Below are 24,843 nucleotides of genomic sequence, written 5' to 3' on the forward strand. Positions count from 1 at the left end.
TGCCCCCGGATGAACGACCCCTTCCCGCTCTCCACCTGGGAGCGACGCTTCGAGCGCGTCGTCGAGATCGTCCCCTACATCACCCTCGCCGCTTCACTGATCATCGGCCTGGCCTCACCCGACGAGCTCAAAGGCGGGATCCCCCGTACGGTCGCGCTCGCCGCCCTGGCCCTCGCCTGGGGTCTCGGCGCCCACACCCTCCTCCCCGCCGAGGTCCGCCGGCGCAGGGTCGCCGTCACCGTTCACTTCGCCGGCGTCCTGGCCATGGCCGGGTTGCTGACCCTCCACCACCCCAGCTTCATCATCTACTGCATCTCCGGGTTCTTCCTCGCGGCCAACTTCGCCCCCTCCAAGTGGACCTTCGCCGCCGTCGCCGCCACCTCCTTCGTCCTGTACGGCTCGTCGCTCGACTGGACCCAGGCCACCATCCAGCTCGTCGCCTTCCACCTGGCGATCATCGCCGTGCAGACCGTCGCCATCGGCGGCGGCCACATCGCGGCCATCAGGATCGAGGACCGGCAGCACAAGTATCGAAAGGCGGTCAGCGACCTTCAGACCGCCCTTGAGGAGAACGCCGACCTCCACGCCCAGCTCCTCACCCAGGCCCACCAGGCCGGCATCCTCGACGAACGCCAGCGCATGGCACGCGAAATCCACGACACCCTCGCCCAAGGACTCACCGGCATCATCACCCAGCTGCGCGCCGCCCAGCGCGTCGAGGACTCCGGCACCCACGTCGAACTCGCGCTCAACCTCGCCCGGGACAGCCTCACCGAAGCCCGTCGCTCCGTCGCCGCCCTGCAGCCCCACCAGCTTGAGGACGCCCATCTCCCCGAAGCCATGACCACCCTGGCCCGCAACTGGACCCAGACCACCGGCGTCGACCTCCACGTCGAAGTGACCGGCGACCGCGTACCCCTCAGCCCCGCCATCGAGGTCACCCTGTTCCGCGTCGCCCAGGAAGCCCTCGCCAACGTCGCCAAACACGCGGGCGCCACCCGTGCCGGCCTCACCCTGTCCTACACCGGCAGCGTCGTCCTCCTCGACATCCGCGACGACGGCACCGGCATCCACAACCCCAGCGGCAAGGGATTCGGCCTCAGCAGCATGAGACAACGCCTGCGCGGCGTCGGCGGCACCCTCGAGATCGAGAGCACGCCCGGCGAGGGCACCGCCGTCAGCGCCACCGTTCCCGCACTCCAAGGAAACCCCCGGTGATCCGCCTCCTCATCGTCGACGACCACCCGATCGTCCGCGACGGCCTGCGCGCCGCCTTCGAAGCCGAACCCGACATCCACGTCGCGGGAGAAGCCGCCAACGGCCGCGAAGGCGTTGACCGCGCCGCCGTACTCGAGGTCGACATCGTCCTCATGGACCTGCGCATGCCCGAAATGGACGGCGTCAGCGCCATCACCGCCCTGCGCCACTCCCATCCCCACATCAAGGTCCTCGTCCTGACCACCTTCGACGGCGACTCCGACGTCCTGCCCGCCATCGAAGCCGGCGCCACCGGCTATCTCCTCAAAGACGCCCCCACCGACGAACTCCTGCGTGCCGTACGCGCCGCCGCCGCGGGCGAGCCGGTCCTGTCCCCTTCGGTCGCCGGCCGCCTGATGGGCCAGGTACGCCGGCCGGTGAAGGCCGCCCTCACCGACCGCGAACTTCAGGTCCTCGCCCTCGTCGCGGACGGCGCCTCCAATCGCCAGGCGGCCGCCAAACTCTTCATCAGCGAGGCCAGCATCAAGACCCATTTGCTGCACATCTACGACAAACTCGGCGTACGCGACCGCGCCGCCGCCGTCGGCGAGGGCTATCGGCGAGGCCTGCTCAGTTAATCCCTCCCGCCTGCGGGAGGGCCGCCGGTAGGGTTTCGCGAGCCATGGACCGGACGGTGGGGTCACCCCTCACGCAGGATACCGGGCCCGGGTGGTGAGGATCGCTCAGCGCCGTGTCACGTAGTCGGTGCCGGTCGTGTGCGAGACGTGGGCGATGGCGTCGAAGGCGTCGAACACCGGCATGTTCAGGAAGTAGTCGGCCATGCGGGACGTCTGGAAGGCTGCCGCGTCCTCGACCCGGGACCGGGCCGCGCGCAGGTCCGCGAGGGTCCAGAGTGCGTCGGTGGGGAACGCCGCTTCGATGCTGTGGCCGGTGGGCGGCGGGAGCGGCGCGTCGTACCAGGTGCCCTCGGGGCGCTCCGGTGTCGGTTCGCCCACGGTGGTGGTGCGGCCGTGGCCTGAGGTCACGGCGATGGCGCGGTAGTCGTCTCCCAGAGCGGCGGCGAGGTGGGCTCCGGCCGGGAGCAGCCGGCGATCGCCGTCCTCGTCCGCGGGAGTCCGCTGGATGTGCCAGTTGTGCGCGGCCAGCACGACGCGATCACCGGATCCGTCCAGCAGCCGCAGGACGGACTCCGCCATGTAGATGTCGCGGAACGTCGACGCGACCTCGAAGCTCTCCCCGGCGGCGGTGGCGCGATGGAGCTGATCCAGGTACCAGGCCCCGCGAAGGTGCCACAGCGCTGTTTGGTGCTCGGTCCCGTGGCCCCGGCTCCGCTGGACGAAGGTGAGCCGCCGCATGGCGGCCGTCAGCTCGCTCAACGCGCTGGTCAGCGTGTCCCGCTCGCCGGGGCCGAGTTCCTGGTAGCGGGCGAAGGCGCGCATGGTGACCGGGTCGTGGAAGCCGCGTGTCACGCTGACCGCCGTCTCCAGGGCGGGGAGCGCGCCGGGACAGGCCCTGCTCAGGTAGCCGGCAAGCGCTTCGAGCGCGGGCAGAGGGGATCCGAAGGCGCCGGGCAGGTCGGTCCCGGCACATCTGAGCGACGGGCCGTCGGGCTTCTCGTTCCGTTGCCGTATCCAGGTCAGCACCTCGTACATCTGCCCGCATCGCCCCAGGGACATGGCGATGCCGGTCTCGGCGACCTGCTCCACCGTCCCCGCTCCGCCCCGCACCCACTCCTCCAGGATCTGGCCCTGGGTGAAGGGGGCCTCCAGGGCGTACACCTGGAAACCGCAACGTTCGACCAGGAAGCGCAGGATTCGATGGCGCACCTGGTAGAACTCCCGGATGTGGTGGGAGCTTTCGCCCAATGCCACCACCCGCGCGCCGCCCACGATGTCCCGGAGCGGTTCGAGATCATCCAGGGGAGCCTCGAAGTCCAGGGTGTGCAGCGCGGACCCGTGATCACGAATCCAGTTCTTCACAGTCCGCCGGCCGGTCATCTCTCGCCTCCATACCGTCGCCACGTCCCTTCGCCGAAGACGATGCCACGGTGCGCCGGCGATGATCGTCGTCCCCCGGGAGTGGTTTTCCGCTACTCCCCGCAGAGCAGTCGCCTCTCGCGCTACTGCTCCGGCCTTACGGCCGGCCGCCCGCGCTTCATTCAGGTGTCCCCGCGATACTCTGCCGCTCGGGAACGTCAGACGCCGGTCATCGGATGATCTTTCGGGCGAAGGCGTCGATCGCCAGCGTCGAGGACTCCACGGCCGCGAAGCCGCGTTCGATCATCGTGTGTTCGTAGGCGCCGATCGCCTCCGGCAGGCTGCCGCGGCCCCGCTGGGAGTCGATCAGGTGCCGGCCCAGGTCGGCGGCGTCGCTGAGCGCGGTGTTCGCACCGGACGCGCGGGAGGGCGGCATGGCGTGGATCGCGTCACCGAGCAGGGTGACGTGGTCGCTGTCCCATGCGGGGACGGGGACCGAGGTGCCGATCGACAGGTGGAAGGTGTGCTCGGGCCAGGCTCGCCCGACGACGCGGCGCAGGGCCGGGTGCGCGGTCGTGGTGAGGTCGAGAGCCCGCCGGTGCAGGTCGGAGGCGGGCAGGGCGGCGTCCGCGACGGTGAGCCGATCGCGCTGTACGGTGATCGCCCACATGACGAAGTCCTCGGTGTCGGTGAGGCGAAGGCCGGGCGCCAGCCGTTCGGCCGTGGCCCGGGGCGGGTTCCCGAAGCGCATGTAGCCGATCATCATCGCGGGGTCCATGCCGGTGACGGCGGCGAAGGCGTTGTGGAGCCCGCCGGGCAGTGAGCGTTCGATGTCGGCGGTGACGGGGGTCTTGCCGCCGATCCAGCGGATGTTCAGGTCGTCGATCCGTGCCTGGGGAAGGCGCTGCCTTCGTACGGCGGAGCCGATCCCGTCGGCGCCGACGAGGACGTCACCGCTCACATGGGTGCCGTCGGCGAACCAGGCCCGTACGTCGTGGTCGTAGTGGGTGAGTGCCTTGCCGTAATGGACGACGTCGTCCAGGCCGGCCAGCAGGATCTCGCGCAGGGTGGATCTGCTGACCGCCCGGCCCCTCTTGATGATCGAGGTGTCGCCGGGCAGCGGGGGGACGGGGATCTCCCGCAGGTGCTCGCCCTCGGCGTCGATCAGCATCAGGCGTTCGCTGGGCTGGCCACGGGTGGCCTCGTACAGAGCGAAGAGGTGGTGGGGCAGGCAGGCGCGCAGGGCGTCCTCGCCGCGATGATCGAGGTGCACGCGATGTCCCTGGGCCCGGCTGTACGGGCCGGCGTCGCGTTCGAAGACCAGCACGTCGACGCCGGCCCGGCGCAGGAGCTGTGCCAGGCAGAGCCCGCCCAGGCCGGCGCCCGCGATGAGCACGCGTAGCCGTTGGTTCATGTCAGAGCCTTTCTCTGGTCAGCCCGCTGAGGTTGCCGCCGGCAATCAGCACATCCATTCTTCATCACCCGTTGGAGAATGTAGCCGCATGGGGATCATACTTCAACGGGTGATGAAGAAAATGGAGAAATCACCGCCGCCCCCGATCACTGAGCCCATCCGATCCGGGCCGGCGGGGGCGGTTGGGGCGAGCAGACGTGCCGGTGCCCGGCGTCTCAAGGCGTGGTGACCGGCGGGCGTGATCTGGCTTCGAACGCGTGAACGAGGCTGACGACCTGGGCCACCGCGGCAACGACGGCGATGTGGACCACGGCGGGGGTCCGCCACCAGGGACGGAAGTCGGTGAAGCCGCTCGTTTCGCTGGACATCTCGCTCAGGTTCCCGGCCAAGGCCAACAGCAGAACCAGGACGTAGAACGCCGTCAGCGCCACGTACGGCGCGAGCCATCGCCGGCCCGGCAGGAGCACTGTGCAGAAGATCGCCGCCAGGACGAAGAGCACGAGGGCCATCTGCCAGGTCATCTCCCGGGCGCTCGCGGCCATGTGGACGGGGCCGTGGAACCCCTGCTCTTCCATCAGGCCGGCAGCCCTGCTGATGCCCAGGAAGTTGACCACGGCGTACGCCACCGCGGACGCCGGTCCCACGAGCGCGAGAAGGATGCCGGCCCGCGGGTGAACCGTGGTCCGCTTCAGCCGGCTTCTCGACGCGGGCAGCATCAGCAGGATGAGAACCACGAGCTGAACCCCCGACGCCGCCACCAGCGTCGTGGCGAGGGCGGACTCGTACTCCGGCGGTACCGTCGTGTGCCCGGTGAACGGCTCAAGCCCGCTTCTGCCCGGACGGGTTTCGTACCAGGAATCCCACAGCGGATACCAGAAGTCGTCCGTGACAGGGTGGCTCAGGTACGCCTGAAACAGCCAGAACCCGTAGCTCAAGCTGACCACCACGGCCAGCGACGGAACCAGCCCGGACCTGCTCGACGACCCACGCCACGCGATCCACGCCAGCCAGCCCATGACCAGCGCGAACAGGACGAAGAGCGCCGCGATCTCCGCCGTACGCGCTCGGGCGACGGAGTCGACGTGCTGCAGCCCCAACCGGATCAGATCGGGCCGCCCGGCCAGCGCCTCCCGGACCACCTGCTCCGCTTCGCCGGTGACGGAGATGTTCAACGCCGTCACCACCACACCGAACGGCAGCGGGGCCAACGACAGCAGCGCCGCCGCTCTGACGGTCCATGGCGATGTTCCTTCGCCTGAGATCATTTTCACCACGCTACATGGGACGGCCGTGGCGAGCCGATAATCGAGGCTTTGCCTGTGCCGGTTCGGTGGAGAACGCCGCCCAGGTCGGCGTCACCTGGTGGGTGCCCGAGGTGGTCCCGGCGCGCAGGGTGGCGCCGGGGGATCAGCGGCGGGGGAGGGTGAGGGCGCAGAGGGCGAAGGCGACGGCGAAGGCGGCCTGGACGATCATGCACACGGCGAGTGCGGTGGTGTAGGTGCCGCCGGCGGGCGGGACCGGCCCGGCGGTCGCCGCGGCGAGGAGCCCGCCGGCGACGGCGACGCCCAGGCCCATCGCGGCCTGTTGTGTCGTCTGGAGCGCTCCTGACGCGGCACCGGCGGAAGCCGGGGGGACGTCGGCGATCATCGCGCCGACGAGGGGCCCGAACATGAACGCCTGCCCGATGCCGACGCCGACCAGGGATGCGGCGAGGGTCCAGGAGTTCAGGCCGGTGCCCTGCGGGAACACCGAGGTCGCGGTGATCGCCAGCATCGCCGCCTGGATGACGCCGCCGATGATCAGCAGCCGGCGGAATCCGAAGCGCGGTGCGAGTTTGCCGGACCAGACGGAGACGGCGAAGAAGCAGAGCGCGTACGGAAGCAGCACGAGGGCGGCGTGCGTCGGGGTCCAGCCCAGCCCGGTCTGGGTGGTGAGGGCGTAGAGGAAGGTGAACGCGCCGAAGGCCGACTGGAGCATGAGGGCCATCACGAGGCCGACACGGTAGGAACCCAGGCGGAACAGCGGCGGCGGGACCAATGGGACGCGGCCGGCGCGATGCAGCCGCGACTGCGACCTCCAGAACGCGGCGAACAGGACGGGGACGGCCATGAGCAGTGCCCAGCACCACGCGGGCCAGCCGAGCGCGGCGCCCTGGGACAGCGGGACGAGCAACGAGAGGAGGGCGGCGCCCAGAAGCACGGTGCCGACCAGGTCAAGTGAGCGGTGGCCGGGGGAACTGGTGGCGGGCACCCAGCGCAGGGCCGCGAGGAACGCGACGACGCCCATGACGACACTCACCGCGAACACCGTGCGCCAACCGGCGCCGAGGAGCGGCACGGAGAGGAGCACTCCGCCGAGGACCTGCCCGATCGCCGTCGCGCCTCCAGCGGTGGCTCCGAACAACGCGACGGCTCTGGCGCGTTCGCGGCCCTGCGTCGAGGCGGTGATCGTCGCGAGCACCTGAGGAACCATCGCCGCCGCGCAGACGCCGGTGAGGGCGCGCGCGGCGATCAGGACGCCGACGGCGGGGGAGAGGGCCGCCATCAGGGAGAAGAGGGTGAATCCGGCCATGCCGAGGAGGAACAGGCGGCGGCGTCCGTAGAGGTCACCGAGGCGGCCGCCGAGGACCATCGGCACCGCGAAGCCGAGCGAGTACACCGACACCACGAGCGACTGCTCGGCAGGGGATGCGTGCAGAGACACGCCGATATCGGGGACGGCGATGCCCGCGGCGGCGAAGCTGACCACCGAGAGGAGCAGGGCGGAGAGGGTGGCGAGGAGCCCGGGAAGCCCGAGCGTTCGTGGCCGGGATCGGGTCGTTGGAGGGGAAGCTGTGGTCACGTGCCGATGCTGCTCGTTCGCGGATCCGGGTACCAGAAGCCTGTTTATGGGGGTATTAGCCGAACCTGGCTGGGCGACCGTGGGTGCAGCAGTATGGAGTCATGACCGACACGATCTCCCCGAGTGCCCGGCGTGAGCTCGGCGACTTCCTCCGCACCCGGCGCGAGCGGTTGAGCCCCGGCAAGGTCGGGCTTCCGGCCACCGGACGACGCCGCACGCCGGGCCTGCGACGCGAGGAGGTCGCGGTGCTCGCGGGGGTGGGGGTGACGTGGTACACCTGGCTGGAGCAGGGGCGGCCGATCAACGTCAGCACGCAGGTGCTCCGAGCGGTCGGCAGGGCGTTGCGTCTGGACGAGGCGGAGACGCGGCACCTGCGGAGGCTTGCCGGGGTGCGGACACCGGCCACCGATCCGGTCGGATGCGACCCGGCTCTGCTGACGGCCTTTCGGCCGGTGCTGGACAAACTGGATCCCTATCCCGCGTGCCTGCAGACGCGGCTGTTCGACGTGGTGGCCTACAACCGCGCCTACCGGCACCTGTTCACCGACATGGACCTGATCCCACCCGGTGAACGTAACTGCGCCGTGCAGTTCTTCACCGACCCGGACTGGCGCGGCCGTTACGTCGATGACGACGTCGTCGCGACCAGGATGGTGGCGAGGATGCGGGCCGCGGCGAGCGCCGGGACGGCGGGCGCGGATGCCTCCGGCGTGGTCGGGCGGCTACTGGAGCGGTCGGACGAGTTCGCGCGACTGTGGAGCCGCCACGACGTGCTTCTCCAGCACTACGAGGTGAAACGCCTTGAGAGTCCGCTGGTGGGGCTTCTCCGGCTGAACTTCGTTTCCACCGACGTCACGGAGACGGGCCACCGGCTGACGGTGATGACCCCCGGCGACGAGGAGACGTCGCGGCGGCTGGAACAGTTGTCAGGCCTCGCCGCGACCATGGCGTAGCGGTGTCATGACCCGCGCAGCCGTACGCGTGCGGCGGGGTGCCGGGGCCATGCCGTACACGGCGTTCGTAGAGTAGGCACATGATCTACGCGGTGATCCCTCTGACCGATACCGTCCGGCGAGCCGTCAAGGAGAAGTGGGGAGTCGACGGCCATGGAGAGGCGGTGCGGCTGCATGGCGGCGAAGAGTCGGCCGCGTACCAGCTCGGAGACCACGTCGTCCGCGTCGGTCCCGAGTGGCGCGGCAGCGAGGAAACGGAGTGGTGTCACGCGGTCGCCCGGCACGCCGCCGCCCGGATGCCCGAGGCGGTCGCGCCGCTGGCCACGTTCGACGGCGCGACGGTCACGCGGGTGGAAGGGCGGCCGGTGTCGCTGTGGCCCCATGTTCAAGGGAGCTGGCCGCAGGAGTCGGAGCAGGCGCTCCAGGCGGCCCGTCTGCTGGCCCGCCTCCACAACGCCCTGTCCACGGCCCGCCCGGGACCCCGCCCTATCCGGTCCTTCGCGGAGTACGGGCTGTTCGGAGCCGAGGACGGCCCGGGAGGGCACGGCGGCCTCGACGACCCCGGTCTGGATCGCTGGCTCACCGAGTTCCACCGGACGCACACGAGCCGTCATCCCCTGCACGGCGACTACTACGCGGGCAACACGCTGGTCCGTGGCGACGTGCTCACCGCCGTCCTGGACTGGGACGAGTCCTTCGTGGGCGCCCCCGAGTACGAGCTGGCCGCCGCCGCGACCGAATGGGGAGAGGACGAGCTCCCCCTGGTACGGCGGTTCGCCGACGCGTACCTGGACGAGGGCGGAACGGCCGCGGACCTCGACGACGAGGCCCTGGCCCAGCTGATCAGGCACAAGCTGCGCAGGGAGGCCGCCTACTTCGAGCAGTCCGTCGCCCGCGGGGTCAGGCACGACCAGGAGGACCTCGACTACCACCACGACCGGACCGAGCTCTTCCACCGCCTCCGGCCCTGACCCTCGTCTCACGCACGCTGGGACACGCCGGGCGGTCGTTCCCCGCGCAGCGGGTCCGGCCGGTTGAGCAGGGCGAAGACGAACATGATCACCAGGTTGGCGGGCGCGGCGACGCGTTCGTAGAGCTCACTGCCGTCCAGGAGGCGTGGCTGCGGCCCAGCCGTTCCGACACCGGCGAGGTGGAGAACCTGAGGGGGCGGCTGACCTGCATGACGTCTTCGCCGTGCCGTCCGAGGAGATCGCACCGATCGTGGACCGCTCTCCGGCCGCGGCCAGGAAGCTCGCCAGCAGGGCCCGTCGGCGGGTCCAGGGGGCGGACCCGCCGTCCGGCGCCGGCCTGCCGCGGCAGCGGGAGATCGTCGCGGCCTTCCTCGCGGCCTCACGGGGCGGCGGCTTCGCCGCCCTGCCCGCGTTGCTCGACCCGGACGTGGTGCTGCACTCCGATCGTGCGGCCGTGCTGACGGGCGCGTCCGTACGGCCGCGCGGCGCTTCCGCGGTGGCCGGGACCTTCCGCGGCCGTGCCCAGGGCGCCCGGCCGGCGCTGATCGACGGGGGCGCCGGTGCCGTCTGGCCGGCGGGCGGGCAGCCGCGCATGGCGTTCGACTTCACGATCACCGCGGGGAGGATCACCGGGATCAACCTGATAGCGGACCCCGGTCACCTGCGCGAACTCCGGCTGGAGGTCATCGAGGACTGACCACGGTGAGCGATCAGCCGTCCTTCTCGGATGGGTACAGCCCGGCCTGGCGGTAGATCGCGGTGAGGTAGCGCAGCATCTCGGCGGCGTCCGGCGGGCTGGGCTGCAGGACACGGTAGGTGACCGCGCCGGCCATCATGTCGATCAGCACGTCCAGATCGGCGTCGGCGGCCACGGTGCCGTCCTGCTGGGCGCGGCGCAGCATCACGGCGGCCAGCTCGCGCCGGGGCAGGATGTAGTGCTCCCAGTAGACGGCCATCAGCTGCGGGTGGCTCACCGCCGAGCCCATGATGCGGGCGACCAGCGCCCGGAAGTCCGCGCCGGCGGCCATCTCGGCCGCCGCCGGCAGGACGCGCTCGACGATGTCACGCGGCCGCAGGGCGTGGACGTCGGCGGCCGATGGGATCACCTCGGCGCGGACCCACTGCTCGATGGCCTGGGCGAGCAGATCCTCCTTGCTGCTCCAGCGGCGGTAGAGGGTCAGCTTGCCCACGCCGGCACGTTTGGCGACCTGCTCCATGCTGGTGCCCTCGACCCCCCGCTCCACGAAGAGCTCCAGCGCGGCGGCCAGGATCGCGGTGTCGGTCCCGGGGTCGCGCGGACGTCCCCGGCCTCGGGTGGCGGTCATCCCAGGGCTCCGTTCAGCCAGCGGGTGACCTCGGTGGAGCCGCCCTTGCAGGCCAGGTGGCCGTCCGGGCGGATGAGCAGGGCGAGCCCGCCGGCGGATGCGGCGGGGCGGAGCCGGACGACGCGGTCGCCGAGCCGCCGCCGGGCCGCCTCGAAGGCGGACTCGGCGCCCGGATCGTCGCCGAGCACGGCCCAGGTGCCTCGCAACTCGGCATGCAGCCGGGTGGGGCTGCCGTCGGGACGCTCGCACGCCAGATCGCCGACGCGGTCACCGGGGCGGGGCTTGGCGCCGCGCCTGCCGCCGAGCGGGCCGCGCCGGTAGCTCACCCACAGCTGGGAGGTGGTGTAGGTGGTCCACCGCTGGATCCACGCCTGGTTGAAGACGCGCAGCAGCACCTGGTCGCGCAGCAGCCGGCCGAGCGGGCCGCCCGCGATGTTGACCTTGGTGGCGGCGGTGCTGCCGCGCAACACCGCGGTGGCCAGCGGGCGGCGTTCGGCCTCGTAGGTGTCCAGCAGAGCGTCCCCGGCCCGGCCCTGAACGACGAGGGCGAGCTTCCATGCGAGGTTCTCGGCGTCACCGAGCCCGGTGAGCATGCCTTGGCCGCCGAACGGGGCGTGCACGTGCGCGGCGTCCCCGGCCAGCAGGACGCGTCCGGCGCGGTAGGCATCGGCCAGACGCCGGTGCACGCTGAACAGCGACGCCCAGGTGACCTCCCCCAGGCGCAGGCCGGACAGCCCGGTCCGCGCGGGGAGGATACGCCGCATTCGCTCGGCGATCTGCTCTTCGCCTGGCTTGTCGTCGTGGAAGGCGGCGTCGTACGCGATCAGCCGCCACAGGCCGCCCGGCATCGGCATGGCGCCCAGCATGCCATCGGCGTGTACCCAGCCGCTGGTGCCCGACCGGTCCAGCGCCGGTTCGCCGTCAAGGTGGCCGTCGACGAGCAGGAACCGTTCGCTGACCTTCACCCCCGGAAATCCGATGCGGGCCAGCTTGCGCACCGTACTGCCGGTGCCGTCGCAGCCCACCATCCACCCGGCCCGGACGCTCGCGCCGCCGGCCAGCACCGCGGTGACGCCGGTGCCGTCCTGCCGGGCCTCGACCAGGCCGCTTCCCCATTCCGGCCGGGCGCCCAGGGCGGTCAGCCGCTCACGCAGCCGCGCCTCGACCCGTGCCTGGGAGATCACCATGGGCGGAGCGGCGGTGCCCAGCCCGGGGTCGCCGAACCGGATGCGCATCATCGGCCGGTCGCCGGCGTAGGTGGTGATCGTCATCGCCCGTACCGACTCCTGCGGCAGGCCGTCGAGGGCATCCAGCCGGTCCAGCACTTCCGAGCCCCGTGCGTGGACGAAGTTCGCCCGGGAGGTGGCGGACGGGAGCGCGGCCCGGTCGATGACGCGTACCGAGACGCCGTGCTGGAGCAGTCCACACGCCAGCGCGAGCCCCACCGGTCCGGCTCCGACCACCAGGACGTCCGTGTCCATCGAACCTCCAATATATTTACGAGACGGTTCCGTAAACAAATAGTGCAGCTGATGGGCCCGTCTTGTCCAGCCCACGCTCCTCAGCACGACGACCGGGCCGCGGTCCTGGAGGGACCGGCCGACGACCCTGTTCCAGGCCAGGAGTAGCGGTATGCCCACGACCGGCCCGTTCCGCCGTATCTGCGGCGGCACGCCGTTCGCCTGCGTCATGTCGGTTCATCCGTCCCGTACGCGAGAACACCCCGAGCCGCCGCACGTGATGGGCCTGCCGGTGGGCGCGACGCCCTGGTCGTTGTTGTTCGCGGCATCGGTGGTCGTGGTGCGGCCCGCGTTCACCAGCCGTAGGGGCCGAATCGCCCCCACGCGACGAGCACGCAGAGCACGAGCAGGACGGCGGTCACCCTCAGCCCGGACGGCTCCTTCCTGCGCAGGTGCATGGCCCCGGCCAGGACCATCATGATCGCCAGGCCGGTCGCGGCGATCGGCGTCAGGACGGGTGCGACCCCGACGGCGGCCGGCACGATCAGCCCGATCGCGCCCGGCATCTCCGTCACGCCGATGGCCCGCACGACCGTCGGGGAGAACGTCCGCGTCCACGGATACCTGCCGGCCAGCTTGTCCTTGGGCCGGAGGAGTTTCTCCAGGCCGGACATGGCGAACATGGCGGCGAGGATCGCCTGCGTGATCCACAAGAACACGTTCATGGAGGGGTCTCACCTGTGGCCGTCGAGGTTCGGGGCAGTCCGCTGCCGCTCGGACGCGTTGTCGCTCATATCCGGGCGACGAACGAGCGGCCGCCACGGGGACAACCGGGACGTCGCGGCGATCCCGCTGATGTCCGAACCGGCCACCGGCGCCCGAAAGAACCCACCTCCGGGGACGGCACCACCCGAGATCCCGGCCCGGCGCCGACACGTTTCCCGCGTCGGCGCCGGGCTCACTTCACCACTGAGGGGCCGTGTCAGGCGTGTCTTCTACTCCGCGTACGGCTGGTCCGTTCCGTGGGCGCTGTAGCCGAGGCTCCAGATGTAGCCGTCCGGGTCGGCGAACACGCCGCCGTACCCGCCCCACGGCAGGGCGCCGGCGGGCTTGAGGATCGTGGCGCCGGCCTTCTGGGCCTCCGCGATGATCTCGTCCACCCGCGCCTCGCTACGCACGACGTAGGTCAGCACGAGCCCGCTGAAACCGCTGCCTTCCGGGCTCGTGCCCACCTGGCCGGCCAGGCCTTCGCGGCCGTAGAAGCCGACGGGCGAGGCTCCGTCCGACTCGAAGAACACCGAGATGCCGTAGTCGTCCTTGATCTTCCAGCCGAGCCCTTCGGTGTAGAACTGCTTGGCCCGGTCGAGGTCCCGGACGCCGAGAAGGATCGAGCTAACGTGCGCTTTCATGACATATCTCCCTATGTAGTAGAGGTGTGACCGGCAGGCCGGACATCCCGGGGACGTCACAACGGCGTGGGTTCGCCGGTCAAGAGATATGACCGGCGAGATGGAGGAATGTGACAGATGGCCGAGCAGAACTGGCTGAGCGAGCGGTTCACCGAGCACAAGGACCGCTTGCACGCGTTGGCCTACCGGATGCTCGGCTCACCCGGCGAGGCCGAGGACGCGGTGCAGGAGACCTGGTTGCGGGTCAGCCGCGCCGACACCAGTGAGCTGGAGAACCCGGCCGGCTGGCTGACCACGATCACCGCGCGCGTCTGCCTGAACATGCTTGAGGCACGCCGTAACCGGCGCGAGGAACCGGCCGGGGCACTGCCGCCGGAACCGGCGTCACCGCGGACGAGCCTCCACCCGGGTGATCACGCGGGCATCCATCCGACCGGCCAGTCCGGCCCGGAGGAGGAGGCGCTGCTGGCGGACTCGGTCGGTGTCGCGCTGATGGTGGTGCTGGACACGCTGACGCCCGCCGAGCGGCTCGCGTTCGTCCTGCACGACGTCTTCGCGGTGTCGTTCGGCGAGATCGGGGAGATCATCGACCGTTCCCCGGCGGCGGCCCGGCAGCTCGCCAGCCGCGCCCGGCGCCGGTTGCAGGGAGCGGCCGACGCCTCCGGCGCCGCGCGTTCGCCGAAGCGGGAGATCGTCGCCGCCTTCCTGTCCGCCTCCCGCAACGGGGACTTCGCCGCCCTGCTGGAGATACTCGATCCGGATGTCGTGGTCGGCGAGGTCCGCGGCAGCCACGCGGTGGCGACCTTCTTCGCCGGACGGGCTGAAGCCGCCCGGCTCGCGCTGGTCGACGGCGTCGCGTCGGCGGTCTGGTTCCATCTCGGCCGGCCGAAGGCCGTGTTCACGTTCACCGTCAGCGACGGGAAGATCACCCGCATCGTCATCGACACCGACGAGGAACGGCTGCGCGATCTCGACATCGTCGTCCTCACCACCGGCGACAGGGAGCGGCAGTGACCGGCCCGGCGCTGCGGCTCGTCTCCTGCGCGCTGACCGTCCACGACGTCGACGAGGCACTCGGCTTCTACCGGGACGTCCTCGGCTTCGAGGCCGGCGAGCACGTCGCCTTCACGGCGATGCGATGGGTGAGCGTCACCCCGCCCTCGCAGCCGGACCTCCGGATCCATCTCACCGCACCCGGCACGGACCTGATGGCCATGGAGTCGCCGGGCTGTCTCATCTTCGTGACCGATGACTGCGACGCCACCTTCGAGCACATCGAGGCCGCGGGTGCCGAGGTGATGCAGGAACCGATCAACCGGCCCGACGGCACCCGGGACTGTGCCTTCCTCGACCCGACCGGCAACATGCTGCGATTCACCGAACCCGCCACACCGTGCGAAGCCGGTCACCGGCCAGGTCACGACGCCGGATCGTGTCGCGCGGCGTCGCCCTGCTCTCACGGGGCGCCGGGCGAGGGGCTCAGAAGTTCGCGGGCCAGCGCCTCACCCCACCAGCTCTCGATCCGGTCCGGCGACCAGGAGCGTTCGATGAGAAGGGTGGTGTAGACGTCGATGTTGCACAGGGCGGCGTAGATGTCGATGGCGGTCGGGACGTCCAGCCCGGGGCGGAGCGCGCCGTCCGGCCAGGAGGAGAACACCTGGGCGCGGTACTCGCCGACCTGTCGCCGGCCCCGCAGATAGACGTCCGCGAGATCGGGCTCGGTACGGCCCGCCTCGCGTATCAGCATGATCAGATCACCCGCGCGCTCGAAAAGACGCCGGTCGTAGCCGGCCATCGTGGCCAGGTGCCTTCGGGGGTCGTCGGTGGCCTCCAGTTCGTCGATCGCCTGGGGCAGGCCCGCGGCCAGGTCCGCGGCGTCGGCCAGCGCCCAGACGAGCCCCGCCTTGTTCTGGTACGCCGCGTACACGGTCGGAACGGAGACCCCCGCCTCCCGGGCGACGTCGCGCACGGTGGTCGCCGCCCAGCCCTGCGACAGGAACAGCCTGCGCGCGGCGTCGGCGATCTCCGCTCGCGTCTGATGCGCCTGCGTCACGCGGCGCAGTGAGGTGTAGCGGCGCCGCCCTGTCTCGTTCTCCAAGATCGCACCAAGCCTTCTGCCGAGCTTATATTCAATAGATGAATCGTAAACTCAACTGAGGGACACCGTGTCCGATCGCGGGGCGCCGAACCGCGCGGGGCCTCACCGAATGCCCCGGCCCCGCGCGCCGATGTCACAGGAGCCGGGGGGCGAGCGGCAGCCTGGTCCGGGTGATCAGCGCCGCCGCCGTCGCCAGAACCGGCAGCCCCACCACCACCGCGATCAAGAACGGCCACGGCAGGGCGATCGTGGCGGGATCTCCGGTGCCGTAGGTCGTCATCGGCCGGCTCAGCGCCACGCCCGTCACCGTTCCCGCGACCAGCCCCACCAGCGCGCCGAGCCCGGAGATGTAGAGCGCCTGGCCCGCCACGACCATCCGCAACGTCCCGGGTGGGGCGCCGATCGCCATCATCGTCGAGCGTTCGGGCCGCATGTCGGCGGCCGCCAGGCGTGTGGCGGCCAGCGTGCCACCGACGACGAGGACCAGAGCGCCCACGAGCCACCCCCACAAGCCGGGGGAGGGCACATTGCGAAAGCCTTCCTCGGAGGCGACCGTCACCCGGTGGGTCACTTTCGCGAGATCGTTCGCCAGCGTGGAGCCGGCCGACGGCCGGTACATGGTGTAGAGCTGGCGTTCCACCGTGGAGAAGCCGGCCTGCTCGACCAGGGCGCGTGGCAGCAGCGCGCCGCCCTGGTACTCGGCGGCGGGGGTGGCCGGCACCGCCGGCACTTCGAAAGTGCGCGGGGGGCCGGACGTGGAACCCGCCCGTAGCGCCAGCTTGCCATCGCGCACCGCGGCGGCGTCGAACACCACGGCCTTGCCGCTCGCCAGCGCCGCGGCCGCCTGCGGATCATGGCGCCCTTGCAGGAGCCTGAGCAGGGCCTGGTCGCCGATGGCCGCCGTGCGCCGCAGGCGAGTCCCGTTCCATCGCACCGTGTACCGCAACGCGTAGCGGCGGCCCTGGGCGTCGTTCGCCTGATAGCCGGCGGTCAGCGGCACACCCGGCAACTGCCGGGCCGCTTCCGCGCGAAGCCTGGTCCACGTCTTGTCGGCCATGGTGCCGCCCCAGATCGCCAGCATGCCGGTCGGGCGCGCGGAGGTGTAGGCGTTGCGCCGGTCCATGAATTCGCTCTGGGCGCCGATGCCCACGGCGACGACCGTGGCCGTGACCGCCATGACGGCCGCCACGGCGCTCGCCGTACGGGATCGGTGGCGGACGGCGTCGCGGACGGACACCCGCAGCGGAAGCCGCAGCCGGGGGGCCACCCGGCCCGTGAAGCGCACCAGCCAGGGAGTCAGCATCACCAGGCCGATCATGACCAGCACCGCGGCGGCCCACACCCACGTCGGGGCCGGCTGGCGCCGCGCCACCACGGTCGCCCCCAGCCCGACCAGCACCAGCACGGCCCCCGACAGGGGCCATCCGGGCCGATCGGCCACCGCGGGCGCGCGGCCGGCCAGCACGCTCGCGGTGTCCTGCCGAGCCGCCTGTACGGCCGGCACCAGCGCCGCCACGATCCCGGCGAGCAGGCCCAGCACGGCAACGCCCAGCACCGGCGCCCACGGCACCTCGACCGGGCCGGCCTGCCCTCCCCAGCGCGCCACGACCTGGGCGCCCACCGCCCCGGTTCCGATGCCCAGCACGCTCGCCACGATGGTGGCCGCGCCGCCGAGGATCAGTCCGTCGGCCAGCACGATCGTCCGCAGGTGTCCCGCCGAGCCGCCTTGGGCCGCGATCTCCGCCAGTTCCCGCCGCCGTCTCCTGAGCCCGACCGCGAAGGCGGGCCCGGCCAGCAGCACGGTCTCCAGCACCACCATGATCACCATGGCGCCGAGCCCGACCGTGTACCGGACGCTGAGGCGGGCGGGCGGGGGACCGGGGAGTATGGCGGGGGAGGTGACGTACAGGCCGGCCTTGTTCAGCGCGGGCACGCTGGTCCACGACACGGGCCGCGCGGTGTCGGCGAGCCAGCCGGGGCCGTACTCGTGCGTGGCCCCCAGATGATCCGCGGCCGCCAGCGGAAGGTCCGGGCCCACGACCTTGCGAAGCGTGGGCCGATGCGGGTGCTCGACCACGCCCACCACCGTCAGCGGTGCCGCGCCGGGTGGCCGCAGGAGGCCGCCGGGTCGCAGGCCGAGCGCGGGGGTCACCACGACCTCGTGGGCGGCCGCGGGCAGCCTGCCCTCGTTCAGGGTCATCATCCCGCTGGTGAGAGGGTCGCGCAGGTCGGTCTCCAGCGCGTCGACCCGTTCGGTGCCCAGCCGGAGCATGCCCGTGCCGAACGGGATCAACCGGGTGCCCGGCCCGAGCAGGGCCCCCACCTCGGCGGATCCGGCCGCGGCCGCGGCGCCGTCTCCCGGATTCCAGATCGTCCCGTCCGGCTGCTGCCGTACCACCATGCCCTTCGGCGTCTGGACGAGGCGGGCGTCGGCCGTGCCGAGCTCGGCCACCCGCCCCTCGCGCGGATTGATCTCCATCGTCTGGATGAGGGTGAGCACCGCCGCGATCACCAGGACGGGTAAGCCGATCATCGTCATGATGAGCGCGCTCCGGCCCCGGGAACGCCGCACGTTCCGGCGGGCGAGGCGCAGCGCGACCAGTCCGGCGCTCATCGGGCACTCACCAGCGACGTGTCCGTGGTGTCGCTGATCATCCCATCGCGCAGGAACACCACCCGATCGGCCCAGGCGGCGTAGCGCGGCTCATGGGTGACCAGCAGGACCGCCGCGCCCGCGTCGCAGCGGGCCCGTAAGAGCCGCATGATCTCGTCGCCGGTGGGAGTGTCGAGCGCGCCGGTCGGTTCGTCGGCCAGGAGCAAACGCCGCTCACCCACCAGCGCACGGGCGATCGCGACCCGCTGGCGCTGGCCACCGGACAGCTCCTCGGGGAAGCGGTCGGCCACGTCTTGCGCGCCGATCTCGGACAGCACCGCCATGGCCTCCTTCCTGGCCGGGCCCGGACGCACGCCGTCGAGCTCCCGCGGCAGCATCACGTTCTCCACCGCCGTCAGCGACGTGATCAGGTTGAGGTCCTGGAAGACGTACCCGACGCGGCGGCGCCGCAGTGCCGCCAGGTCGCGCACGGCGGCCAGATCCTGCTCGCCGATGTACACCGTTCCCGACGAGGGCCGGTCCAGCGCGCCCGCGAGGTTGAGCAGGGTCGACTTGCCGGACCCGGACGGGCCCATGACCGCGACGAGCTCTCCCTCGTCGACCGCGAGGCTCACACCCTTCAGCGCGTGTACGGCCGTCGCTCCTTCGCCATGGACCCTGGCCACCTCGGCCAGCCGTACGAACGTCATCTTTCCTCCTCGAGAACGGCCTCGCAGTGGTCCAGCCACCGTTGCTCGGCCTCGGCCTGGAAGATCATGGAATCGAGCACGAGCCGCTGGGCCGCGCCTCCCGTGGCGGCGCGCTTGGCCCTGGTCAGCTGCTGAAGGGTGCGCATCGTCGCCGTCCGCTGCGTGTGGATGACCTCCGCGACGTCCCCCTGCCTGGCCGCGACGGCCACGGCCAGCTTGATGACCAGCTCGTCCCGCGGCCGGTCGGAGGGGATCACGGGGGTGCTGAACCAGCGCGCCACCTCCTCCTGACCGGCCGCGGTGATGGTGTAGACGACGCGGCCCTGCGCGTCCGCCTCGCCCGCCTCGACCAGGCCGTCGCGCTCCAGGCGGGACAGCGTCGTGTAGACCTGGCCGATGTTGAGCGGCCAGGTCGCCCCTGTGGACGCCTCGAACTCGACCCGCAGCTGGTAGCCATGCCGCGGCCCTCTGCCCAGGAGGGCGAGCAGCCCGTGTCTGACTGGCATGAGTACTTAGTATGCATACGCGGTATGCCCTACTCAAGGTGATGGGCGACCAAAGAGCCGAGCGTGATGGTTCGTGGTTCGGTCAGTCGCCGGACGGTCCATGGGTGTGGCGAACGGTGGCCTGCCGGATTTGATTACGGTCGAGGATGACGAGGTCGGCGCGCTTGCCCGGCTCGATGGAGCCGGTGTGCCGCTCCTGGCGCAGGGCGTAGGCGGCGTTGATGGTGGAGGCGCGGATGGGCCGGAACCGTCCGGTGCGTTCGGCGGAGTTTCAGGGGCGAGCGCCATCGATGCGCCGGCCGCCGTCTGCTTAAGATCACGTCATGCCGGATCAGAAGAGGGAAGCGCATCCGCTGGGGCCGCCGCCGGAGGAGCAGCACTGGGTGCGGACCGCGGCCGAACTCGCCAAGGAGTTCGCCGGGACCGCGGCCGCCTACGACGAGAGCACGCTGGTCCCGCGCGAGAACCTGGAGACGCTGCACGCCGCCGGTCTCGACGCGGCGCTGCTGCCCAAGCGGCTCGGCGGGCAGGGGCTGAGCTACCGGAGCTACGGCGAGATCGTGCGCCTGGTCAGCGCGGCCTGCCCGGCCACTGCCTGCGTCTGGGTGATGCACATCGGGGCGGGCGTGGGGCTGGCCGAGATGTCGGAGCCGGAGGCAGGACGCTTCTACGCCGACGAGCTGATCGCCGGACGGCGCTTCGCCAACGCGCTGTCGGAGCCGACGGGCGGCAACCTGTTCCTGCTGCCGCAGCAGCACGCCCAGCCCGTGCCCGGCGGGTTCCGGCTGTCGGGATCGAAGCGGTTCACCTCCGGATGCGAGATCGCCGACCACTTCCTCGTCAACGTGCTGGTCGACGGGGTGCCGACGTTCTTCGGGGTGGAGGCGGGCGAGTCGATCCGCTACCTGCCGATCGGCGACACCATGGGCATGCGGGCCAACGGCAGCCGCCTGGTCGAGTTCTCCGGCACCCTGTTGCGCGAGGACCGCCGCTGCCCGCCCCCGACGGGGCCGCGGCCGAACCACATCGGGTCCGGGATCGCGTTCCTGTCGCTGGGGATCGCCGACGCGGCGCTCGCGGCGCTGGTCGCGCACGCCCGTGGACGCACGATCCCCACGACCGGCGAGCCGCTGTCGGCGATGCAGTGGCTGCGGTTCGACCTGGCCACGGTCCACAGTCAGCTGGAGGCGGCCGGCATGTACGCGCGGCACATGTCGTGGCTGGCCGACCAGAACGACCCCGGATTCAACTCCGCCACCCTGCGGGCCAAGGTACTGAGCAACCAGGTGGCCATCGACGCCGCCCAGCTCGCCCTCAAGGTGGGCGGCGGTTCCGGTTTCCTCAGCACGTCCCCCATCCAGCGCATCCTCCGCGACGCGTATGCGGGCTGGGTGATGGCGTACTCGGTCGAGGTCTGCCGCGACCGCATCGGGGAGGAGCTGTTCAGCGACTGATGAACGGTGTGACCGTACCTCCGTAGATCTTCAGCCCGCGGGCGTGTGCCATCGCGATCGGGCGCCGATGCCCGCGGACGAGCCACCCGGCCCGCAGGCGGGTCATCGCTGTGTCGTACCCGCGATGTATCCCCATGGGGGACGTCCGCGACGGCCGGCCCCGCGACAATGCTGAGCGACACCTGACAGGGAGGACGCCACCGTGGGGGAGGACGCCGCCCCTCGCCTCGCGCCCGCCGCCCCGGCCGGGCGGGCGATCGACGCGACCTGGGTCGCCATCGCCGCGGCGATCAACGTCGGCGGCGTGGTCGTCGTGGCCGCGCACAACGATGCCCTGGGCGGGCTGACACCCGGCGTCGTGCTCCTGCTCGTGATCGGACCGGCGCTGCTGTGGTGGCGCAGGCGCGATCCGTGGCTGGTACTCGCCGGTTGTGTCGCGGTCACCTGGACGTACATCCTCGGCGGCCTGCCGCCGGGACCCGTCTATGGTCCGATGATCGTCGCCCTGGTCAGCGCCGTCGTCCACGGCGCCCGCCGGACGGCCTACCTCGTGGTCGTCGCCACCCTGGCCGTGCACGCCGGAGCCGGCCTGCTGCCCGGCTGGGACGCCTCCTCGCTCACCGCGATGGGAGCCCTGACCGCGTGGCTGCTGTTCCTCCTCGCCTTCGGGGAGCTGATCCGGCACCGCCACGCCCTGGCCGAGGAACGCCGCCGGCGCCGGGTGGCCAGTCTGGACGCCCATGCCGACCAGCTCAGGCGCGAGGCGGCGGAGGACCGCCTGGACCTGGCCCGTGAACTCCACGACGTGGTGGGCCACCACCTGGCGGTGATCAACATCCAGGCCTCCGCCGGCCTGCATCTGCACGCCGCGCGGCGCCCCGGGGTCGAGGAGGCCCTGCGCGTCGTGCGGGAGGCGAGCGGGCGCGCGCTCTGCGACGTGCAGGTCATGCTGGACACGCTCAGGAACCCCGGCCACGCCGCGTCGCTGTTGCCCTCTCCGTCGCTGTCGGACATCGACGGCCTCCTCGGCTCCGCCCGCGCCGGCGGGCTCGACGTCGAGGTCGTCGTCACCGGCGAACCGCGGAGCCTGCCCGCCGCCCACGACCTGGTCGCCGGGCGGGTGGTCCTGGAATCGCTCACCAACGTGCTCCGGCACGCCGGGCGCCCCAAGACCTGGGTCCGCATCGACTACCGCCCGAAGGGACTGCGCGTGGGGGTGGACAACGCGGCGCCCACTCCCGAAGCCGCCCGGACGCCCGGCGGCGGACGCGGCATTCCGGGCATGCGCGCCCGTGTGGAGACCTGTGGCGGCACGCTGACCGCGGGGCCGCTCGAACCGTTCGCCTGGTCCGTGCGGGCCACCCTTCCCCTCCAGGAGCAGCACCGATGATCCGTGTCCTGCTGGCCGACGATCAGCGCCTGGTGCGAGCCGGCTTCGCCGCGCTGCTGTCGGGCGCCGACGACGTGGAGGTCGTCGGAGAGGCCGGCGACGGGCTGGCCGCGATCGAGCAGACGAAGAAGCTCCGGCCGGACGTCGTCCTGATGGACATCAGGATGCCGACGATGGACGGCCTTGAAGCCACCCGCGCGATCCTGGCCGCACCCGCCACCGCCGAGGTCAAGGTGGTCATCCTGACGACCTTCGAGATGGACGAGTACGTGTTCGACGCCCTGCGGGCGGGTGCCGCCGGCTTCCTGGTCAAGCACGGCCTGCCCGACGAACTGATCAACGCCGTGCGTACCGTGGCGGCCGGTGACGCCATCCTGTCCCCGGGCGTGACCCGCCGGCTGGTCGCCGAGTACGCGCGCCGGGCCAGGCCGCTTGACCGGCGCGCGAGCTTCGGCGAGCTCACCGGCCGGGAGCGCGAAGTGGTGACCCTGGTCGCCCGGGGCCTGGACAACGAGCAGATCTCCGGCGTTCTGTTCCTCAGCAACGCCACGGTCCGCACCCACGTGAGCCGGGCGATGATGAAGCTCGATCTCAGGAATCGGGCTCAACTGGTGGTCTTCGCCTACGAGAGCGGTCTCGTCAGCCCCGGCTGGGACCATCAAGCCTGACCGCGGCCGTCAGAGGGCGAGTTCCACGATCGTGATGTCCGGAGGCGCGCCGACCCGCACCGGCGGTCCCCAGAATCCCGCTCCCTTGGTCACGTAGAGCTGCGTGTCGCCGAAGCGCCCGTGTCCGGCCAGCGTCGGCTGCGCCCATGAGGTGATCAGGTTCATCGGCACCATCTGGCCGCCGTGGGTGTGCCCGGACAACTGGAGATCCACGCCGTGCCGCATCGCCTCGTTCACCTGTATCGGCTGGTGTGCGAGCAGGATGACCGGGCGGTCCTGGTCGCGGCCGCCGAGTGCCAGGTCGTAGTCGGGCCCGTGGTCCTGCCGGGCGCCGGTCACGTCGTTGACTCCGGCGAGGTCGAGGCCGGGCAGCTCCACGCGTTCGTTCTGCAACAGCCGGACGCCCAGGTCCCGCAGTTCCTCGATCCACGCGCTCGCGCCGGAGAAGTACTCGTGATTGCCGGTGACGAAGAAGGTGCCGTGCCGGCTGCGCAGATCGCCAAGGGGAGCCGCGGCGGAGGCGAGCTGCCCGACGGTGCCGTCGACGAGATCTCCGACGATCGCGACGAGGTCGGCCTCGGTACGGTTGATCATGTCGACGATGCGCCGCGTGTGCGCGCGTCCCAGCATCGGGCCCAGGTGGATGTCGCCGACCAGCGCGATCCTGAGTCCCTGCGCCTGGGCTCCGCCGCGCCGCAGCCGTATGGTGACGTGCTCGAGGTGGGGCGGGCCCAGGGCGGTCACCATGCCGTACCCGACGATCGACGTCGCGGCGGCTCCCGCCGTCACGGCGATCGAGCGGGCGAGGAACGCCCGTCGTGCCGGGTCCGGAGCCTCGGGCCGCGCCTTCGCCCGGCGTCCGCGGGCCAACGCCGCGGCCAGCCGTACCGGCTCGGCGAGGATGAGCAGGATGAGCAGGTAGATGGCCAGGCCGTACCAGATGTTGGTGGGCCACGCGATCCAGCGGGACACGTCGATGTCCAGGAAGAACGGCGTGATGAGCGCGGCCGGGATGAACGTCGCGAGCACCACCGCGCATGCGGTGCCCACGCGGCGGGCGCGGGAGCGGGCCGGCGTGGTGCCCCGGACGAGGCGGGCCCACAGATAGAGGTGGGCCAGCAGCCACATCACCGACTGCCCCGCCACCCATGGGGGAATGGACATCAGGTCACTCTCCAGGAGCGGGACCTCCTGATGAGGATCTCCGCCACGACGAGGTTGACGATCCACCCGAGCGCCTGCCCTGCCGGGATCATGGACTGGGCGCCGGCCGTACCGCCGAAGGGCGCTTGGACCAGCAGCATCAGCGGCACCAGGACGCGTGAGGTGACGGCGAGGAAGGTGAGCGCGTAGTTGCGCGTCATCCAGTTCCGATGGCGCGCGAAGTCGCGGTCGCGGGCGGCCCGGACGGCGAGCCCGCCGGTGACGAGCCACAGGACGGCGGGGATGACCAGGCCGACCTGGGTGATGAGACGGCCGGACAGCAGCGCCACCGGTATCGCGGTCAGCGCGGAGGGGAGCACTCCCGCGAGGAGATAACACCGGCCGATCCTCCGGTGTACGCGACCGCGCGCCCGGATCGCCGGGACGAACTGGAGCGGGCCGAGGACGAGCGCGATCAGCGCGGTGAAGATGTGGGCGATGAGCAGGTAGTAGTGCGGCCCGCCCGTCACCCCGAGCCGGCTGCCGCTGACGTCGAGCCCGAGATAGGGGCTGACGAGCACGGCGCCGAACACGGCGGAGACGGCGAACATCAGCCAGATCTTGCGGGCTCGCGCGGGCTTGGCGGAGGCGGGGTCGCTCCGGTGGTGGATCATGGATTTCCCAGGGTTAGTGTGTCGGGACCGCCCATCATGC

At 71.4% G+C, this 24,843-nt stretch carries 25 protein-coding genes; 10 read left to right on the forward strand and 15 right to left on the reverse strand.

The features are described from left to right. Window positions 1-9 precede the first annotated feature (9 nt). Together ACIBKY_RS37815 and ACIBKY_RS37820 are read left to right on the forward strand one after the other, a co-directional pair. Entirely contained in the window at window positions 10-1,218 is a 1,209-nt protein-coding gene (locus tag ACIBKY_RS37815; protein WP_397104522.1) for a sensor histidine kinase, read from the forward strand. Then, window positions 1,215-1,835 carry a response regulator gene (locus ACIBKY_RS37820; RefSeq protein ID WP_397104524.1) on the forward strand — a complete coding sequence of 207 codons (621 nt, stop codon included), beginning with the start codon at window positions 1,215-1,217 and terminating at the stop codon, window positions 1,833-1,835. The genes ACIBKY_RS37815 and ACIBKY_RS37820 overlap by 4 nt, the downstream gene beginning before the upstream one ends. 105 nt (window positions 1,836-1,940) lie before the next feature. Here ACIBKY_RS37820 and ACIBKY_RS37825 read toward each other — a convergent pair whose 3' ends face one another. The 4 genes from ACIBKY_RS37825 to ACIBKY_RS37840 all read right to left on the reverse strand — a co-directional run bounded on the left by ACIBKY_RS37825 (window position 1,941) and on the right by ACIBKY_RS37840 (window position 7,449). Continuing rightward, a complete protein-coding gene (locus ACIBKY_RS37825) occupies window positions 1,941-3,215 on the reverse strand; it encodes an erythromycin esterase family protein (RefSeq protein ID WP_397104526.1) in 1,275 nt (424 codons plus the stop codon). 208 nt (window positions 3,216-3,423) lie between these two features. Next, window positions 3,424-4,608, reverse strand: coding sequence for an FAD-dependent oxidoreductase (locus tag ACIBKY_RS37830; protein ID WP_397104528.1), 1,185 nt, complete (start codon window positions 4,606-4,608; stop codon window positions 3,424-3,426). Window positions 4,609-4,823: 215 nt separating this feature from the next. After that, window positions 4,824-5,873 (reverse strand): hypothetical protein, encoded by a 1,050-nt coding sequence (locus tag ACIBKY_RS37835; protein ID WP_397104529.1) that lies wholly within the window; start codon window positions 5,871-5,873, stop codon window positions 4,824-4,826. 142 nt (window positions 5,874-6,015) lie between these two features. After that, window positions 6,016-7,449 carry an MFS transporter gene (locus ACIBKY_RS37840; protein WP_397104531.1) on the reverse strand — a complete coding sequence of 478 codons (1,434 nt, stop codon included), beginning with the start codon at window positions 7,447-7,449 and terminating at the stop codon, window positions 6,016-6,018. Window positions 7,450-7,550: 101 nt separating this feature from the next. Here ACIBKY_RS37840 and ACIBKY_RS37845 point away from each other — a divergent pair, with 101 nt between their 5' ends. The 3 genes from ACIBKY_RS37845 (at window position 7,551) to ACIBKY_RS37855 (ending at window position 10,070) form a co-directional block, all read left to right on the forward strand. After that, the gene (locus ACIBKY_RS37845) at window positions 7,551-8,402 is read left to right on the forward strand and encodes a helix-turn-helix transcriptional regulator (protein WP_397104533.1); all 852 of its coding nucleotides are present in this window, start codon (window positions 7,551-7,553) and stop codon (window positions 8,400-8,402) included. Between the two features lie 80 nt (window positions 8,403-8,482). After that, window positions 8,483-9,373 carry a phosphotransferase enzyme family protein gene (locus tag ACIBKY_RS37850; RefSeq protein ID WP_397104535.1) on the forward strand — a complete coding sequence of 297 codons (891 nt, stop codon included), beginning with the start codon at window positions 8,483-8,485 and terminating at the stop codon, window positions 9,371-9,373. 223 nt (window positions 9,374-9,596) lie between these two features. Beyond that, window positions 9,597-10,070: a hypothetical protein gene (locus ACIBKY_RS37855; protein WP_397104537.1), complete on the forward strand. Its 474-nt coding sequence runs from the start codon at window positions 9,597-9,599 to the stop codon at window positions 10,068-10,070. A 13-nt stretch (window positions 10,071-10,083) separates the two neighbouring features. On the opposite strand, the gene ACIBKY_RS37860 is transcribed toward ACIBKY_RS37855, so the two are convergent. The 4 genes from ACIBKY_RS37860 to ACIBKY_RS37875 all read right to left on the reverse strand — a co-directional run bounded on the left by ACIBKY_RS37860 (window position 10,084) and on the right by ACIBKY_RS37875 (window position 13,567). Continuing rightward, window positions 10,084-10,698, reverse strand: coding sequence for a TetR/AcrR family transcriptional regulator (locus ACIBKY_RS37860; protein WP_397104539.1), 615 nt, complete (start codon window positions 10,696-10,698; stop codon window positions 10,084-10,086). After that, window positions 10,695-12,179 carry an FAD-dependent oxidoreductase gene (locus ACIBKY_RS37865; protein WP_397104541.1) on the reverse strand — a complete coding sequence of 495 codons (1,485 nt, stop codon included), beginning with the start codon at window positions 12,177-12,179 and terminating at the stop codon, window positions 10,695-10,697. The genes ACIBKY_RS37860 and ACIBKY_RS37865 overlap by 4 nt, the downstream gene beginning before the upstream one ends. Before the next feature lie 332 nt (window positions 12,180-12,511). Beyond that, window positions 12,512-12,883, reverse strand: a complete 372-nt coding sequence (locus ACIBKY_RS37870; protein WP_397104543.1) for a DoxX family protein — start codon at window positions 12,881-12,883, stop codon at window positions 12,512-12,514. A gap of 270 nt (window positions 12,884-13,153) precedes the next feature. Continuing rightward, a complete protein-coding gene (locus tag ACIBKY_RS37875; RefSeq protein WP_397104545.1) occupies window positions 13,154-13,567 on the reverse strand; it encodes a VOC family protein in 414 nt (137 codons plus the stop codon). 117 nt (window positions 13,568-13,684) lie between these two features. On the opposite strand from ACIBKY_RS37875, the gene ACIBKY_RS37880 reads away from it, so the two are divergent. Then, window positions 13,685-14,581, forward strand: a complete 897-nt coding sequence (locus ACIBKY_RS37880; protein WP_397104547.1) for a sigma-70 family RNA polymerase sigma factor — start codon at window positions 13,685-13,687, stop codon at window positions 14,579-14,581. Next, window positions 14,578-15,132, forward strand: a complete 555-nt coding sequence (locus tag ACIBKY_RS37885) for a VOC family protein (RefSeq protein ID WP_397104549.1) — start codon at window positions 14,578-14,580, stop codon at window positions 15,130-15,132. Before ACIBKY_RS37880 ends, ACIBKY_RS37885 begins: the two co-directional genes overlap by 4 nt. On the opposite strand, the gene ACIBKY_RS37890 is transcribed toward ACIBKY_RS37885, so the two are convergent. The 5 genes from ACIBKY_RS37890 to ACIBKY_RS37910 all read right to left on the reverse strand — a co-directional run bounded on the left by ACIBKY_RS37890 (window position 15,024) and on the right by ACIBKY_RS37910 (window position 19,712). Further along, window positions 15,024-15,665, reverse strand: coding sequence for a TetR/AcrR family transcriptional regulator (locus tag ACIBKY_RS37890; RefSeq protein WP_397104551.1), 642 nt, complete (start codon window positions 15,663-15,665; stop codon window positions 15,024-15,026). The genes ACIBKY_RS37885 and ACIBKY_RS37890 overlap by 109 nt on opposite strands. Window positions 15,666-15,798: 133 nt before the next feature. Beyond that, the gene (locus ACIBKY_RS37895) at window positions 15,799-18,279 is read right to left on the reverse strand and encodes an FtsX-like permease family protein (protein ID WP_397104553.1); all 2,481 of its coding nucleotides are present in this window, start codon (window positions 18,277-18,279) and stop codon (window positions 15,799-15,801) included. After that, complete coding sequence (locus ACIBKY_RS37900; RefSeq protein WP_397104555.1) at window positions 18,276-18,968, reverse strand: ABC transporter ATP-binding protein; 693 nt, start codon at window positions 18,966-18,968, stop codon at window positions 18,276-18,278. The genes ACIBKY_RS37895 and ACIBKY_RS37900 overlap by 4 nt, the downstream gene beginning before the upstream one ends. Then, the gene (locus ACIBKY_RS37905) at window positions 18,965-19,474 is read right to left on the reverse strand and encodes a PadR family transcriptional regulator (RefSeq protein WP_397104557.1); all 510 of its coding nucleotides are present in this window, start codon (window positions 19,472-19,474) and stop codon (window positions 18,965-18,967) included. Before ACIBKY_RS37905 ends, ACIBKY_RS37900 begins: the two co-directional genes overlap by 4 nt. Before the next feature lie 82 nt (window positions 19,475-19,556). Further along, complete coding sequence (locus tag ACIBKY_RS37910; RefSeq protein WP_397104920.1) at window positions 19,557-19,712, reverse strand: amidohydrolase family protein; 156 nt, start codon at window positions 19,710-19,712, stop codon at window positions 19,557-19,559. Window positions 19,713-19,797: 85 nt separating this feature from the next. On the opposite strand from ACIBKY_RS37910, the gene ACIBKY_RS37915 reads away from it, so the two are divergent. The 3 genes from ACIBKY_RS37915 to ACIBKY_RS37925 all read left to right on the forward strand — a co-directional run bounded on the left by ACIBKY_RS37915 (window position 19,798) and on the right by ACIBKY_RS37925 (window position 22,986). After that, complete coding sequence (locus ACIBKY_RS37915) at window positions 19,798-20,928, forward strand: acyl-CoA dehydrogenase family protein (RefSeq protein WP_397104559.1); 1,131 nt, start codon at window positions 19,798-19,800, stop codon at window positions 20,926-20,928. Between the two features lie 202 nt (window positions 20,929-21,130). Further along, on the forward strand, window positions 21,131-22,318 hold the full coding sequence (locus ACIBKY_RS37920; RefSeq protein WP_397104561.1) for a sensor histidine kinase: 1,188 nt from the start codon (window positions 21,131-21,133) through the stop codon (window positions 22,316-22,318). Next, entirely contained in the window at window positions 22,315-22,986 is a 672-nt protein-coding gene (locus tag ACIBKY_RS37925; protein ID WP_397104563.1) for a response regulator, read from the forward strand. The genes ACIBKY_RS37920 and ACIBKY_RS37925 overlap by 4 nt, the downstream gene beginning before the upstream one ends. Before the next feature lie 9 nt (window positions 22,987-22,995). On the opposite strand, the gene ACIBKY_RS37930 is transcribed toward ACIBKY_RS37925, so the two are convergent. Next, window positions 22,996-24,150 (reverse strand): metallophosphoesterase, encoded by a 1,155-nt coding sequence (locus tag ACIBKY_RS37930; protein WP_397104565.1) that lies wholly within the window; start codon window positions 24,148-24,150, stop codon window positions 22,996-22,998. After that, window positions 24,150-24,803, reverse strand: coding sequence for a DUF2306 domain-containing protein (locus ACIBKY_RS37935; protein WP_397104567.1), 654 nt, complete (start codon window positions 24,801-24,803; stop codon window positions 24,150-24,152). The genes ACIBKY_RS37930 and ACIBKY_RS37935 overlap by 1 nt, the downstream gene beginning before the upstream one ends. Between the last annotated feature and the right edge of the window lie 40 nt (window positions 24,804-24,843).

Origin of the sequence: Nonomuraea sp. NPDC050394 (assembly GCF_044459065.1) — a bacterium.
In the GTDB taxonomy this organism is placed as follows: domain Bacteria; phylum Actinomycetota; class Actinomycetes; order Streptosporangiales; family Streptosporangiaceae; genus Nonomuraea.